This window comes from Alteromonas antoniana (genome assembly GCF_019249295.1).
Lineage (GTDB): Bacteria > Pseudomonadota > Gammaproteobacteria > Enterobacterales > Alteromonadaceae > Alteromonas > Alteromonas antoniana.
Genome location: NZ_JAESDH010000015.1, coordinates 120,572 through 135,209, shown reverse-complemented (window position 1 = coordinate 135,209; position 14,638 = coordinate 120,572). Strand labels below are relative to the sequence as shown.

General features: G+C 49.4%; 14 protein-coding genes and 1 pseudogene. 12 read left to right on the top strand and 3 right to left on the bottom strand.

What is annotated here, in order from left to right:
- From JKP77_RS13780 to glpQ, 9 genes and pseudogenes are all read left to right on the top strand, one after another.
- The coding region (locus tag JKP77_RS13780; protein WP_218311741.1) for a hypothetical protein at nucleotides 1-229 on the top strand (229 nt) is incomplete at its 5' end.
- The gene (gene rsxD / locus JKP77_RS13775) at nucleotides 226-1,314 is read left to right on the top strand and encodes an electron transport complex subunit RsxD (RefSeq protein ID WP_218311737.1); all 1,089 of its coding nucleotides are present in this window, start codon (nucleotides 226-228) and stop codon (nucleotides 1,312-1,314) included. The genes JKP77_RS13780 and rsxD, both read left to right, overlap by 4 nt.
- Before the next feature lie 2 nt (nucleotides 1,315-1,316).
- The gene (rsxG, locus tag JKP77_RS13770) at nucleotides 1,317-1,964 is read left to right on the top strand and encodes an electron transport complex subunit RsxG (RefSeq protein ID WP_218311736.1); all 648 of its coding nucleotides are present in this window, start codon (nucleotides 1,317-1,319) and stop codon (nucleotides 1,962-1,964) included.
- Complete coding sequence (locus JKP77_RS13765; RefSeq protein WP_218311735.1) at nucleotides 1,964-2,656, top strand: electron transport complex subunit E; 693 nt, start codon at nucleotides 1,964-1,966, stop codon at nucleotides 2,654-2,656. The genes rsxG and JKP77_RS13765 overlap by 1 nt, the downstream gene beginning before the upstream one ends.
- Nucleotides 2,657-2,671: 15 nt before the next feature.
- Nucleotides 2,672-3,304, top strand: a complete 633-nt coding sequence (gene nth, locus JKP77_RS13760; RefSeq protein ID WP_218311734.1) for an endonuclease III — start codon at nucleotides 2,672-2,674, stop codon at nucleotides 3,302-3,304.
- 612 nt (nucleotides 3,305-3,916) lie between these two features.
- Entirely contained in the window at nucleotides 3,917-4,513 is a 597-nt protein-coding gene (locus JKP77_RS13755; RefSeq protein ID WP_218311733.1) for a chromate transporter, read from the top strand.
- 214 nt (nucleotides 4,514-4,727) lie between these two features.
- Nucleotides 4,728-4,979: pseudogene (locus JKP77_RS13750) on the top strand (endonuclease III); the annotation flags it as partial.
- A 124-nt stretch (nucleotides 4,980-5,103) separates the two neighbouring features.
- The gene (gene gloA, locus JKP77_RS13745; protein ID WP_218311732.1) at nucleotides 5,104-5,490 is read left to right on the top strand and encodes a lactoylglutathione lyase; all 387 of its coding nucleotides are present in this window, start codon (nucleotides 5,104-5,106) and stop codon (nucleotides 5,488-5,490) included.
- 4 nt (nucleotides 5,491-5,494) lie between these two features.
- Nucleotides 5,495-6,493, top strand: coding sequence for a glycerophosphodiester phosphodiesterase (gene glpQ / locus JKP77_RS13740; RefSeq protein WP_218311740.1), 999 nt, complete (start codon nucleotides 5,495-5,497; stop codon nucleotides 6,491-6,493).
- Nucleotides 6,494-6,527: 34 nt separating this feature from the next.
- Here glpQ and JKP77_RS13735 read toward each other — a convergent pair whose 3' ends face one another.
- Nucleotides 6,528-7,388 (bottom strand): flagellar protein MotY, encoded by an 861-nt coding sequence (locus JKP77_RS13735; protein WP_218311731.1) that lies wholly within the window; start codon nucleotides 7,386-7,388, stop codon nucleotides 6,528-6,530.
- A gap of 299 nt (nucleotides 7,389-7,687) precedes the next feature.
- Between JKP77_RS13735 and rnt the strand changes: the two genes are divergently transcribed.
- Entirely contained in the window at nucleotides 7,688-8,323 is a 636-nt protein-coding gene (rnt, locus tag JKP77_RS13730) for a ribonuclease T (protein ID WP_218311730.1), read from the top strand.
- A gap of 234 nt (nucleotides 8,324-8,557) precedes the next feature.
- Here the strand turns inward: rnt and JKP77_RS13725 are convergent, their stop codons facing one another.
- Nucleotides 8,558-9,163, bottom strand: a complete 606-nt coding sequence (locus JKP77_RS13725; RefSeq protein ID WP_218311729.1) for a peroxiredoxin — start codon at nucleotides 9,161-9,163, stop codon at nucleotides 8,558-8,560.
- A 277-nt stretch (nucleotides 9,164-9,440) separates the two neighbouring features.
- Here JKP77_RS13725 and JKP77_RS13720 point away from each other — a divergent pair, with 277 nt between their 5' ends.
- The gene (locus JKP77_RS13720; protein WP_218311728.1) at nucleotides 9,441-9,635 is read left to right on the top strand and encodes a bacterioferritin-associated ferredoxin; all 195 of its coding nucleotides are present in this window, start codon (nucleotides 9,441-9,443) and stop codon (nucleotides 9,633-9,635) included.
- A 54-nt stretch (nucleotides 9,636-9,689) separates the two neighbouring features.
- Nucleotides 9,690-11,588, top strand: coding sequence for a hypothetical protein (locus tag JKP77_RS13715; protein WP_218311727.1), 1,899 nt, complete (start codon nucleotides 9,690-9,692; stop codon nucleotides 11,586-11,588).
- 59 nt (nucleotides 11,589-11,647) lie between these two features.
- On the opposite strand, the gene JKP77_RS13710 is transcribed toward JKP77_RS13715, so the two are convergent.
- A complete protein-coding gene (locus JKP77_RS13710; RefSeq protein WP_338024873.1) occupies nucleotides 11,648-14,449 on the bottom strand; it encodes a TonB-dependent receptor domain-containing protein in 2,802 nt (933 codons plus the stop codon).
- Nucleotides 14,450-14,638: the final 189 nt, after the last annotated feature.

The following is a 14,638-nucleotide window of genomic DNA, read 5'->3' as shown; positions in this document are numbered from 1 at the left end:
TAATACTGCTAATACTGCAGAGAGCACGAAGGCGCCCGGCGAACAACCTGATAATGACACCAGTGTCACTGAAGACACAAAACCCGCAGGTACGCAGGCCAGCTATGCAGAATCGCTTTCTCCTGAGGAAGAGAAAAAGCGCCGCATCGCCGCCGCGGTAGCGAAAGCTAAAGCTAAAGCCAAAAAGGCGGCACAAGCGCAAAATAACAACGAGAATAACGAGCAATGAAACTGAGTCTGTCCAGCTCTCCACACCTTCGAAGAAAACGCGATACCGGCCAGGTCATGCGTATGGTTATCTACGCCATGGTGCCGGGCATTGCTGCGCAGTGTTACGTGTTTGGCTGGGGTGTATTAATTCAGGCATGTCTTGCTGTCGCCGCCGCCGTGGTTTGCGAGGGGCTCATACTTACCTTACGAAAAAAGAATGTAGAGCGGGCGCTGTCTGACTACTCAGCAATATTAACCGCATTGCTGCTGGCAGTAAGCATCCCTCCCACTCTGCCCTGGTGGATGACAATCCTGGGCGCCGTCTTTGCTATCGCAGTTGCAAAACAGGTATATGGTGGATTGGGTTTCAACATGTTCAACCCTGCCATGATAGCTTACGTGATGCTGCTGGTATCTTTTCCCGCCGCGATGACGATGTGGCTTCCACCGGCAGGTCTTCTGGGAGGCGCTCCCGGCTTTATTGATACAGTAAGTCTCATTTTCACCGGCTTTACGCAAAACGGTTACGATGTCACACAACTGCGCACCCTGGTCGATGGTGTTACGGCAGCAACGCCGCTGGACGCAGTAAAAACCGGCCTGACCCAAGGCAAAACCTATTCTGAATTGCTTGCTACACCCACTTTTACAACACCGGTAATTGATGCCATGGGCAAAGGCTGGGGACTGGTTAGTCTGGCATATCTTGCCGGTGGTTTGTTGCTGATCCGCACGCGGATCATTACCTGGCATATTCCCGGCAGTCTTATTTTGAGCGTAGCCATAGTGTCATTAGCGCTTCACCTTGCTGATGGCGATCATTACGCTTCACCTGTGTTCCATCTGCTCAACGGCGCCGTGTTGATTGGTGCGTTTTTTATCGCTACCGACCCGGTGTCGGCATCGACCACTCCTCGCGGCCGGATCATTTTTGGTGCCGCTATTGGGTTCTGGATTGTGATCATCCGCACATTCGGCGGTTATCCTGACGCCGTCGCCTTTGGGGTTATAATCATGAATATGGCCGTACCGTTAATTGATTACTATACGCGGCCACGTACCTATGGTCGTGCGGCCCCCCGCAAACCGCAGGGAGGTCGATAACCATGCTGTCTACCCTATCGAAAAATGGCGGCATGCTGGCGGCTTTTGCGATCGTTACCACCGCGTTGATTGCACTTACTTATTCCGGCACTGAGGAACGTATTGCTTATCAGCAGGAAAAACGTTTGTTGGCAGTATTAAACGAGGTCGTACCCGAAAACTACCATACCAATACGCTGTTTGAAGACTGCACGGCTGTCAGCTCTGAGCTATTGGGTAACCGTGAGCCCCATCTGGTTTACCGTGCCAGAATTGATGGAGCGCCCTCAGCGCTGGCACTGGAAACCACCGCTCCGGACGGATACAGCGGTAATATCGAGCTTGTTGTCGGGGTTGATACCAGCCTGACAGTCTTAGGCGTTCGGGTTGTCGATCACAAAGAAACGCCGGGGCTGGGTGACAAAATAGAACTCGCGGTAAGCGACTGGATATTGTCATTTAATCAAAAACAGTTCGACACTGACAAGTTATCCCGCTGGCAGGTAAAAAAAGACGGTGGTGATTTTGACGCATTTACCGGTGCGACTATTACTCCCCGCGCGGTGGTGGAGGCGGTGAAAAATACGCTGCTTTTTGTACAACAGAACCAGTCAGCGCTGTTTTCACAACCCAATGACTGTGCTCCAACGGATAACGAGAGAGAGCAATAATGAGCGAATACAAAGCACTCACGTTACAAGGCGTGTGGAATAACAATCCGGCGCTGGTGCAGTTGCTGGGATTGTGTCCATTACTTGCCGTCACCGCGACGTTCATCAATGGGCTGGGGCTTGGGCTGGCAACCACTCTCGTGCTGATTGGCAGCAATGTGACCGTGTCTCTGGTCAGAAATATTGTCAGAAACGAAATTCGCATTCCGGTGTTTGTGATGATCATTGCCGGGTTTGTTACCATCATTCAGCTTCTTATGAACGCTTTCACTTACGAGCTCTATCTTGCCCTGGGTATTTTTATCCCCCTGATTGTGACCAACTGTGCCATTATCGGCAGAGCAGAAGCCTATGCGTCTAAGAACCCGGTTGGCCCGGCAGCGTTTGATGGTCTGATGATGGGAGTAGGGTTTACACTGGTTCTTGTCATACTCGGCGGTATGCGGGAAATACTCGGTTCAGGAACATTGCTGGCAGGCGCAGACAGGTTATTTGGCCCCATCGCAGATAACTGGACACTCACGCTGTTTACCACCGAGAATCCGTTTTTACTGGCTATTTTACCGCCTGGTGCCTTTTTAGGTATGGGCTTACTTATCGCGATAAAAAACGGTATCGATGCCCGGATCGCTGCTAAGCGCGCGACAGTGAAACAAAAAGCCACTCGCGCACGTGTTACCGCTGAAACCTGACGCACATACACAACTATGAATAACGCAAAACGAAAAGAAATCCTTACCCGCCTGCGTGATGCCAATCCGCATCCAACGACAGAGCTCAACTTCACCACCCCGTATGAGCTGTTAGTCGCGGTAACCTTATCCGCACAAGCCACCGACGTCGGCGTGAATAAAGCCACTGCCAAATTGTTTCCGGTGGCAAATACGCCGCAGGCGATCTTTGATTTGGGTGTAGACGGTCTCAAGGACTACATAAAAACCATTGGCCTGTACAACAGCAAAGCCGTAAACGTGCATAAAATGGCCGAGATCCTGATAACCCAACACGGTGGCGAAGTGCCTGAAAGCCGAGAAGCCTTGGAAGCCCTTCCCGGGGTGGGCAGGAAAACCGCCAATGTGGTGTTAAACACGGCGTTTGGCTGGCCGACTATCGCCGTAGACACTCATATTTACCGCGTCTCTAACCGCACTAAATTCGCCATGGGTAAGACCGTAGAAAAGGTCGAAGAAAAGCTCCTCAAAGTAGTCCCAAAAGAATTTAAAGTGGATGTACATCACTGGCTCATATTGCACGGCCGTTATACCTGTATTGCCCGTAAGCCGCGTTGTGGCTCATGCATTATTGAAGACCTGTGTGAATTCAAGGATAAGACAGAATAGAATAGCCTTAACTCTTTTTTAGACGATAACCAGAAGTTCAGATTGGCTATTAGTAAATTCTTTTTTTGTTTAATTATCATTGTTTCCCTGAACAACCTCTTCTATTGTCAGTTCAAACAGTCGAGCTATTTGAAAAGCTAATGGTAAACTCGGGGCGTATTTGCCTTTTTTCGTCCGTTCACTGTTTGGCGATTTACATCTACCCCTTCTGCTAAGTCGCCTTAAGCTAATCTCGTTCGGTTTTGAGAACTTTCAGACGTTTTTTCATGACACTTTTCGCAAATTAACTACTGTAACGGTTGCACCGAAAATTGCCATTAGTCAGTCTATAGTGTTAATAAGCCCTATGCTCTATTGTGGAAAACTAGGCTGTGGTCTATTCTTTTGAAGCGTCCTAGTCAAGCCTGCGAATCAGCCTGCTTCCCATCTTTCCATGTCAACACGTCTGAATTGAACGATATTCATCCAAAGTGATTTTCGTTGTGTGTCACAAGTAGCTTAGCGAATTAGTATTCATCCTTGATATAAAATGGGTTGCAGAATGGTATGGAACAGGATGTGCGCTTTTTGCATACGCCAATAAAATGAATTGAATTTACAAGAGATCGTAAAATGAAAAAAGTTTTCCAAATAGTATCAGTCATTGGTTTCGTTTTGGTCACCACTGAGGCGGCTGCGATGACGGATGAAGAAAAGCAAGAGATTGCGTTTGCCAGTGAAGCAGCGCCAAACCACATAACTGATTCGGCGTCATTCGTTATGTTCCGCGACGGAAAATTTCAGACCATAGAAAAGGGCAGTAATGATTTTACCTGTTTAGTAGTGCGTAACCCAAATGGGCGGTTTGAACCAGCATGTTTGAATAAACCTGCAATCGAAACAGTATTACCTACATTAGAATATCACACAGCTCGTCTTTACGCTGGAGCCAGCACCAAGCAAGTAATGAGGGAAATCGCCAAAAAGTTTGAGATGGATGAATTGCCCACGGCAAAAGTCGGGGCTTTGGTGTATATGATGTCGAAAAATAATCAGGCTTACCTCGAAGATACAGACAAGTTGATTTCGTTTCCTCCTCATCAGATGTATTTTATGCCAAAGCTATCTGCTGATGTATTCTCGCTCGCTGAGAGTACGTTTTCTCCGGGAAGCCCCTGGCTTTATCAGGAGTATCCTCATATGTCTTGCTTGATTGTTTTTACCAAATAATATGCTGGATTCATAAAGAGATTGAAGGAGCAACTGCATAATTATGACAGCGACACGAGACTGTTTTCGATGTGAATTTATTCCCTGTTTACACATTGATAATGAAGAAAGTAGCTAAGATTTTCACACTGTTTGTGCTCAAAGCTGCGTGTTTTCGCTGAGAACAATATTTTACTTAAATATAAGATGTAAAACCAAACATCTAATTTCCTTATACTTCGGCTGGCCTACCATTGCCGTCGATACCCACATATTCCGGGTATCAAACCGCACCAAGCTGGCTATGGGTAAAAACGTCGATCAGGTTGAACAAAAGCTGTTAAAAGTGGTGCCTGCCGAATTTAAAATCGATGTACATCACTGGCTTATCCTCCATGGCCGCTACACCTGTATCGCCCGCAAGACTCGTTGTGGTTCCTGTACTATCGAAGACTTGTGTGAGTTTAAAGAGAAAACGGAAATCTGATCCGACGCGCCGGGCTGCTCGTCCGGCATAACTTGCTCTGCCGCCCACAGTTTGCTATCAATCGCTGACAAACTACCTTGCTGTAATTTCTGACCTCAAAAAAAAGCGCTATTAAGGATTTCCCATGAGAATGTTGCACACCATGCTGCGCGTCGAAAATTTGGACGCGTCTCTTGCATTTTATACCCAGACGATGGGCATGAAACTACTGCGTAAATCAGACAACAAAGACTATGAATATACCCTCGCATTTGTCGGCTATGCAGATGAGTCTGAACAGGCTGTACTGGAACTGACCTACAACTGGGGTGACAATACTTATGAAAAAGGTAATGCTTACGGTCATGTCGCTTTCGCAGTGGATGATATCTATGCGTTCTGTGAAAAGCTGGAAGCTGATGGTGCCGATGTTTACCGCAAACCGGGGCCGGTAAAAGGCGGCTCGACGGTTATCGCATTTGTGCGTGATCCGGATGATTACGCCATCGAGTTAATTGAGAAAAAGGACTAACATGATGAAAGCCAACAGGCTGGCACTTATCGCAGGGACGGCGTTGAGCCTGATAAGCCACACTACTGCGGCGTTTGATATTATCGCTCATCGCGGCGCTTCAGGTTACCTGCCCGAACACACGCTTGAAGCCGCTACGCTGGCGTACTCGCAGCATCCCGACTTTATCGAGCAGGATGTGGTGATTAGCAAAGACAATATTCCGGTCGTACTGCACGATATTCATCTGGAAACCGTCACCGACGTTGAGACCGTGTTTCCTGAAAGGGCCCGCGAAGACGGACGATGGTATGCGCGTGATTTTACGTTTTCAGAGCTCCTGACGTTGCAGGTTCATGAGCGTCAGAATGCCGATGGTACGCCTGTTTTTCCGAACCGGTATCGTGGAACATCGGCGCGTTATCGCATCGCAAGCTTAGCGGAGCATATTGAGCTTATCACTCAGCTAAACCGACAGCTTTCACAAAGCATTGGCTTTTACACCGAGATTAAGTCTCCGGCCTGGCATCAGTCTGAAGGCGTTGATGCCAGTAAAATTGTGCTCGACACCTTTAGTAGAGCCGGCATAAGTGAGCAACAACTTTACATTCAGTGTTTCGACTTTAAGGAGATAAAACGGATCCGGCATGAGCTGGGTTATGACGGCAAGCTGGTGATGCTGATAGGCGATAACGCCTGGCAGGAGTCGGATACCGACTACAACTGGATAATGAGCGATGAAGGGATTGCGGAAGTCGCCAAGGTCGCTGATGGCATGGGTCCATGGATACCTCAGCTCTTAAAGCCTGACTCCATCGCAGCGGGTAAGCCTGTCGCGCAACCCTGGCTGAGAAAGGCGCAGGAGGCTGGTTTGATTATTCACCCATACACCTTCAGAGCCGATGCCTTGCCTGCGGGACTGAGTGCTCAGCAGGTCCTGTTGTTGTTAACCAATATTGCTAACGTAGACGGCCTGTTTACCGACCAGATTCCGCCGGTAAAAGCCTTTACCGAAGCTCAATAGTAAGCGCTGCAGGCAAGTAGGATACGGGTCAGTCTTACGATTTGGACAACCTGACCACAACGCGACGGTTTTGCGCCCGACTATCAGCATTGGTATTGGGCGCAACGTGGCGACGTTCGCCATGCCCGGTGACTTCGATACGCTCTTCCGATACACCCAGTGCAGAAAGATATGTTTTCACCTGATTAGCGCGGCGAATAGACAACTGTTCGTTATTCCAGCGGCCACCGTAGCTGTCGGTATAGCCGTCAAGTAACACCAGTTCCAGCTGGTTATCTTCTTTCAGGTATTCACCAATCATGGTCAGACGTTTTTCCGCGTATTTCGTCAGTTCAGTACTGTTCTTCTCATAAGACAAAACAGTGTAAGCAATATCTTCAAACGAGTAAGGCAACAGATTCGAAACACAGGCAGCGAATTCGCGATAACGGGGCGTGAAATTGCTGGCATTCAGAGCCACGCTGACTTTATCGTACTGGTTATACCAATCCTGATAATAAATAGTGGGCCAGTAGCCTTTCTCAAGCTCTGACAACATCGTCCAGGCAGCCGTCTCCGGCAAATCACCATTGTATTGGGTTCTCAGTGTCATATCGGCAATCGGTTTCGGTGCCTGACCTGGCATCCACCGCGGGGGGACAGAATAGACTGCGGCTACCTCAAACTTTTTAGGCAGCAAGTGCATATCCAGCTCAAATTCCATATTGAGCTGCTTAGACGCCACACTGGTAAATAAGGCATCGCCGTAACCCGGCAGAGTATGGCCCAGCGTGCACTGGAGTCGTGAAGATTCCACAACCTGCCAGTCCGAAGACTCAACCGGGGCCGCATACTGTCGCATCGCCGCAAACGCTTGCGAGCTGACCAGTAATCCAATAACTAACAAAAGCTTCATGTTGTTATACCTAATTCGCGCACTGTTCAGAAATAGTCCACTGAAGAGAATCACTGCCACAATTCGCTGATAACGCGAATGTGATTTTACTCTCGTTGGCAGGTGACGTGGCTATCTGTAATTATATCGTCAACACTGCTGAAAAGTTTAGCACAAAGCCCGGATGGCATTATGATAAGGTGTGCACTTTCCTGGGGTGGATAGGCAACGCCTTACTTGCGATAATCCGCTACCTGTACCGTAGACAGAAAACGCAGCCGTTTTCTGACCTTACGTAAATTTTGTAGTTAAGAGAGTATATGACAGACAAAGCCAGCCAGCTATCATCGCGTTTCCGTGGGTATTTCCCGGTTGTAATTGACGTAGAAACTGCAGGATTTAACGCCAGCACCGATGCTCTGCTTGAGATTGCAGCAGTAACGGTAAAAATGAACGACGATGGTTTGTTGGTTCCGGACCAAACCTTTCATCAGCACATCATTCCGTTCGAGGGCGCCAACCTTGAACCGGCTGCACTTGAGTTTAACGGCATCAAACCGGACTGCCCGCTACGCGGGGCAATTGATGAAACCGACGCGATGAAAGAATTGTGTAAAACGATACGTAAAGCCCAGAAAGCGGCCGGATGCCAACGGTCAGTGATCGTCGCGCATAATGCCACGTTTGATCAGAGCTTCGTTAACGCTGCTATAGAAAGAAGCAATATAAAGCGGACCCCATTCCATCCTTTTGTGTCTTTTGATACCACCAGCCTGGCCGGTCTCGCCGTTGGCCAGACAGTACTGGTGAAAGCGTGCCAGGCAGCCGGTATCGCTTTTGATCAGAAAGAAGCACACAGCGCGCTGTATGATGCCAGCCGTACTACCGAATTATTCTGCTATATCGTCAACCGCTATAAATCGCTTGGGGGCTGGCCATTGCCAGAAAGTAGCTAACGGCAACGCTACGTAATTTCTACCCTACGGATGTTGTCAGCGGCGCCAGCTATGCCTTGATAGCAAGGTGTGGAAATGGCCCTTACTACCTTGCAAATAGCCGTAGTAAACGTGTGAAACGCATCATTGCGGGTAAAAGAAATATAGTGAAGGAAAGTGGCAGTCGTTTTGCAAGAGTCACAAAAAGCAAAAAGCCCCGATATACGGGGCTTTAATCTGATAACGTCAGAAATCTTACAGCTTGTCAGCTTCAGATGACAAATACTTAGCAACGCCCTCTGGTGACGCATCCATACCTGACTTCCCTTCAGTCCAGCCCGCCGGGCAAACTTCACCGTGCTCTTCGTGGAAGCTTAAGGCATCAACCATGCGCAACATCTCGTCAATGTTACGGCCAAGCGGCAGATCGTTAATAACCTGATGGCGAACATCGCCTTCTGCATCAATCAGGAACGAGCCACGGAATGCGACACCCGCTTCCGGATGCTCTACATCGTAAGCCTGACAAATTTCATGTTTTGTATCAGCTACCAACGTGTATTTGACCGGGCCAATACCGCCTTCATTTACCGGCGTATTTCGCCACGCGTTGTGAGAGAACTGAGAGTCGATAGACACGCCAATGACTTCAACACCGCGCTTCTGAAACTCTTCGTAGCGCTTGTCAAAAGCAATCAGTTCTGAAGGACACACAAAGGTGAAGTCCAGTGGATAAAAGAACAATACTGCTTTTTTGCCTTTAATGGCTTCGCTCAGTGTGAAAGTGTCTACAATTTCACCGCTACCCAGAACAGCTGCAGCTGTAAAATCAGGGGCTTTGCGCCCGACTAGTACGCTCATGATTCACTCCGTAATTGAATTATTGATCGTGCTGCCTTGTCGCTGGCAGCTTTTTTAATAAATAGCTGTTTGCTATCGCCTGTATTATTGGTGCAGATGTGAAAATAACAAGCCATTGACGTGGATAACTGCTCTGATCACTCCCCGCTTCGCCTCATAAACCATTTATGCACCCCACAAAAGTGATCAAAAAAGTAGCAGCGCGGCGTAGAATTAAGTTGAAATAATCACTAATAGCAATTATTATCATTTGCAACGAGTCAACAGGGGTTCCCAAATGTACGTGTGCATGTGTTATGGTGTCACAGACAAAGCGATACGAAATGCTGTCGAAGAAGGCGGTGTGGGGAACATGCGTGAATTGCGCCAGCGCCTTGATGTCGGTTCACAATGTGGCAAATGCATTCAAATGGCTCAGCAAATCATCGACTCGACAATCGTCGACGAAACCTTATTCAGAGATGTCGGGTAACCCTCTCTTTTCACGTTCTGTATCGCGCAAATTTACTATTAAGGAAGATGTGAATTGGCTCGCGCGTTGTATTTATCCGTTTTTATTTTCGCCTCACTCCTGATTCTTTATCTGGTGTTCGGACTACCGCATGAGCCGGCATCTGAATCAAACCCTGAAACGCCGGCAAAATCCTCCCCTGCATCAACCCGCAGCTCCAAAAATACCCCAGAAGTACAACAGGAAGCCGCAGCAGTATTTGTCGCAGATCATAAACAATGCACTGAATTACAAAGCCGTATTGATGGCGTCACCCGTAAATATTTTGATGATGAAAGGTTGTCATCCTTCCTGGATGACGGCTTCTCTGTCGATGACATCACGCTGGCCATTGATGCGCTTCGCAACCCCAACTTTGCAAGGGAATGGCGGAATAACTACCGTAAAAAGGACAGCCAGCTCGATACTCTGAATGAACAATTGAACAAAGCGCTGCGGGCAAAAATGCCTGACTTGCCCTCTGGCATGGGCGTATTCAGAGGCGTTCCTGTCGACAGGCTCGAAGAGGCGGTAAAAAATGACAAACCACTTGAGATATCTTCCGAAGAGACGTTAATTGTAGACGATGTTGCCTGGCTTATTCAGCAACCCAATCTCAGCGACGCGACTATCAAGCCTTTTGTGTTACAGCTTGAAGATATCAATGCCAGATTGGGGAGAAGCTATGTCATTGATAAACAGGCTATCTCGTTGCTGGATGTCGCGGCATTTAACCGCCGCCCCGCCCTCGCGCAATGGTTAATCGCACAGGGCGCGACGCCAGCGTCAGATGCCTATCTGGGTACCACTCTGGATTATGTCCTGGCAGGACTTAGCCGGTTTCCTCAAGAGGCACTGCAGGAACAAAATAACACTGTAGCGGCGCAAATTGCCCTGGCGAATGATTTAATAGAACAGGGACAGCGTTCGGTATCAGAATTTCAGAATGACAGCTTTAAAAGCCGCTTCTCAGCTAACCTGTTTATCTTTTGGGAAGGGGTGGACGAGGCGCTGGAACTGAATTACGGGTTTGACCTGAAAACAGTGCCCATTATGCCACCGCTGACATCGTCGCGTTCATCAGAACTGATCACGCAAATTCAATCTCATCAGGAAGCAATGATCGCAGATCAAGTCGGTGAGGAAACTGCAGAAAGACGTTCCCGCTGCCGCAGTTTCAAAAAGCAGGTTGCTGAAGCCTGGTCACCCAAATGGCTAAGCAGTGAGCTGGTCGATTATCGTGATGATGAACTGTATGAAATGGCGCCTGAGCTGGTAATGTGTAAACGGGAAAAGGTGATGTTCACTGAGGCACGGCCAGGGCGTCGTTCAGATTTTGATGAAGGTCGGTACTATCGGGTTCTGTCGGATGGTGAATGGCAACTCGCCATGTCAATTCTGGACGACTTCCCGGAGGCGGTACCACGGGTATTTCACGAATCTGTTGCTTATATTCCTGAGAGCTATGCCGCATTCGCCGGCGCCGGACTTGTGCCGGATGCCTGGAACTTCTCCTACCTGGAAGACAACGATCGTTTTGTGAACAACTTACAAAAAATCGAAGAGACTGGCGTCGGTCTGTACATGACGGACATCTACGGCCGAAACTTTCTGTTTCTTGCTGTCAACGCAGGGGCGCCAGAGGCACTTCAGTATCTGGAACAAGTAGGTGTACCCTACTACCAACTTCCCAATACCCCCGACCCGTTATATCTTGCGTTATACCATGTTGCGACCCGTGACCGGGCTAAGGATGCAAAAGCAATCATCAATATCCTGATGGCGTATTCTCCCGCGATTAGCGGCGCGCATCTGGCACAAATGCGTGTGATGAAGCTAAAAGCACCGTCACTTTACCAGGATATCGTTGATGAACATCCTCAACTGACTGTCGACGACTCAAATGTGGCTTATCCGGCATACACCTGTTTTTAGAAAACACGGGAGTAGCGATAACTGCGAAGAAAGCGTTCCTCGCGCTGCGTCAGGCGACGCTACCACTGCCAGTTAGTCGATAAATAGTAGAAGCTGCCGTTTATACCACTGGGGGACGTCGGCGGGTACAGCGCCCCGACAACGCCCTTGTAAGGATTGTCGTCGGGCACTGAATCAAATACATTTTGGGCTCCGACTGAGACCGACAGGTGCGGGCTGATTTGCCAGGTCCCTTCCATATCAATGGTCACCATGGCGCTGCCGTAAATATCCATTCCGGCAGAGGCATCCAAATGGTCTTCGTAGAACTTACCGTAATAATTCGCGCGCCAGTCCACTGTGAGTGCTGAGAATACCTGCTTAAGTGACAATGTCGCACGATGGGCCGGCAGGTTATCTTCCAGCATTCGGATCCGCTGCGCGGTAAGATTCGGCATCATTACGACCTCACCTTCGACCTCCGCCGGATAAAGCGTCACTCTCTCCACCTGTGTATCGGTCCAGTTGTAAGCAGCAATTAACGTGTGTGGAATGCCACCGGCGCTGAAACCATATTGCAACACAACGTCAACGCCGCGCGTGCGGGTATCAAAGTCATTGGTAAAGAACTTGGCACTGTCATATTTAGCAGCCTCGTCCCGTCCCAACTGCTCAAGCACTGCAATATCCTGAGGTGTCAGCGGGATTGCTGAGGTGGTGCTGATCCTGTCCTGTAACCGGATATCAAAGTAATCCATCGTAAGATACAGTGCATCATGCCAGTGAGCCACCAACCCCACGCTCATATTGACCGACTCTTCCGGCTTCAGTGGCGTCGCTCCAAGCTGTCTTGAAATTAAATCTGTGGGCGGTAGCGTGGCCTGGTCTTCCAGGCCGTTGGCACTATACGCGGTAGTAACGTTAATCACGTTGCTTTGCCCCACGGTCGGTGCTTTAAAGCCAGTGCTCACGGAGCCCCGCAGGGCCAGGGTGTCAGTTAACGCAAACCGGGTAGTAAATTTGCCATCGAACGTGGTACCAAAGTCAGAAAAGTGTTCAAACCTGGTGGCAAAACCAGCTTGCCAGTTGGTCGTCAGAAGCAGTTCGACATCAGCGTACAGTGCCCAGTTATTTCTGCTCCAGTGTCCTTCGGACTGGGGCTGGTAACCAGGAAAACCATTTGAGCCAACACTCAGTCCTGTGGTGGCATCGGTGTTAGCGTCATACGCATATGGCCCGGTAAACCAGGACGCCGTGTCACCGGCCTGCTGATGATACGTTTCGCGCCGCCATTCAGCGCCTACCGCCACATTTACCGGTTCTTCCAGCCAGGTGTGATATTGTCTGGACGCGTCAATATTTATTGTTCTTTCCACCTGGCTGACATCGCCCGGAGAAAAGGACAATGGAGATTCAGGCCCCATTGACGGATTCACAGTACCATTAAGCCGGTAGTCTATATTTGAATACCCTATACTGGCGCTGAAATCGAGTGACCAGCCTGATTCGGTCTCGTGCTGCACGCCGGCAAACAGCGAAGCATCTGCGATCCGCCCCCCAAACTCAGGTGTAAAGCCGCCAGGGAACCATTCATTAAACGCAAAACAGTTGCTTCCCAGCGCAGTGTCGTTATCCGCGATACGCTGATAATCCGGTTGCGTCAGAACATTGTCAGAAGTAATCAGAATGACCGGACATTCGATTCCCTGACCGATACCGTCGAGGTCAGCCACCAGCAATCGTGGCGGTGATGATTCATCCGGATGACGGAATACCCCTACCCGATCATGAGGATGACGAAAATAGAAGCCGCCCGTTATCTCTCGCCACGCCGCTGTTGCAAACGCATAACCCTGGGTAGCTTGAGTGATATCCCATCCCAGATTTGCAGCCAGTTTAATGTCCTTATCGACATCCAGCGTGCCCCAGACCTGAGCAGGATCGCGAACCTGTTCATTCCCGCTTTGTAACAGCATTGCCGCATCATCCCGTTGTACGCTGCGCGACGTTGCCTGTTGCTGGCGATACTCGGCTGTCAGATTGATAAACCCATTATCCTGCAACGGCAATCCGACGTTACTCTGAAGCTGCAACATTTCACCGTCACCTTCTCCAAACTGCCCGGTTTTTAAGGCAATACTGCCGCCCTCAGCATCATTTTTCAGCACAAAGTTAATTACGCCGGCAATAGCATCGGAACCATACTGTGCGGCTGCGCCGTCGCGTAATACCTCTACCTGACGCAACGCATACGCGGGAATAACTGATACATCCGGGCCCTGCGCCCCATCCGACAGCCCCCCACCTAAAAAGGTGATCACCGCTGAACGATGGCGACGTTTACCATTAAGTAAAATCAGTGTGTGATCGGACGCCATGCCCCGCAGATTCGCAGGACGCACCAGACTGGTCGCATCGTTGATTGGCTGATCATTGACATTCAGTGAGGGCACCATCACGCTTAACATCGACAGCACGTCACTGTTGCCCTGTGAGCTAAGCGTATCAGATCCAATAATATCCAGAGGCACGGGAGAGTCGACGACAGAGCGCGGGGCGCTGCGACTGCCCACGACTGCAATCCGCTCCATAGGGTAATCGCCGCTATCCTCGGTTTCCTTTGCTATCTCTGTTGTCGGTTCAGAGAAAACCAGAGCCGCTTTGCTTCGCACGCTTACCATGCCCTCTTCATCGACCACCATCGCTAGTTCCGTTCCCTGTAACAGCAGCGCCAACGCTTGTGCGACGGTGTACTCCCCCTCCAGTGCGTTAGTGGTTATCTGTTCTGCGAGCTCCGGCGGAAACAACAAGGTCGTATTTGCCTGACGGGCGAACTCTGTAAGCGCGTTATCAGCAGTTTGTGCCGGGATCGAAAACGCCACTTTATCTGCGGCAAATGTAGATGCTGAAAAAAAGAAGAGCGTCAGAATTTGCCACCCAAAACGCTTGCACGACTGGCGGGAAAAAAGATGAAAATTAATAGGGAAAAGCGACGCTTTCAACACGAGTGCTGGTTACTGTTTGATTATTTTTATAACAAGAATGACCATACTGTCACAATCCGACTTTAC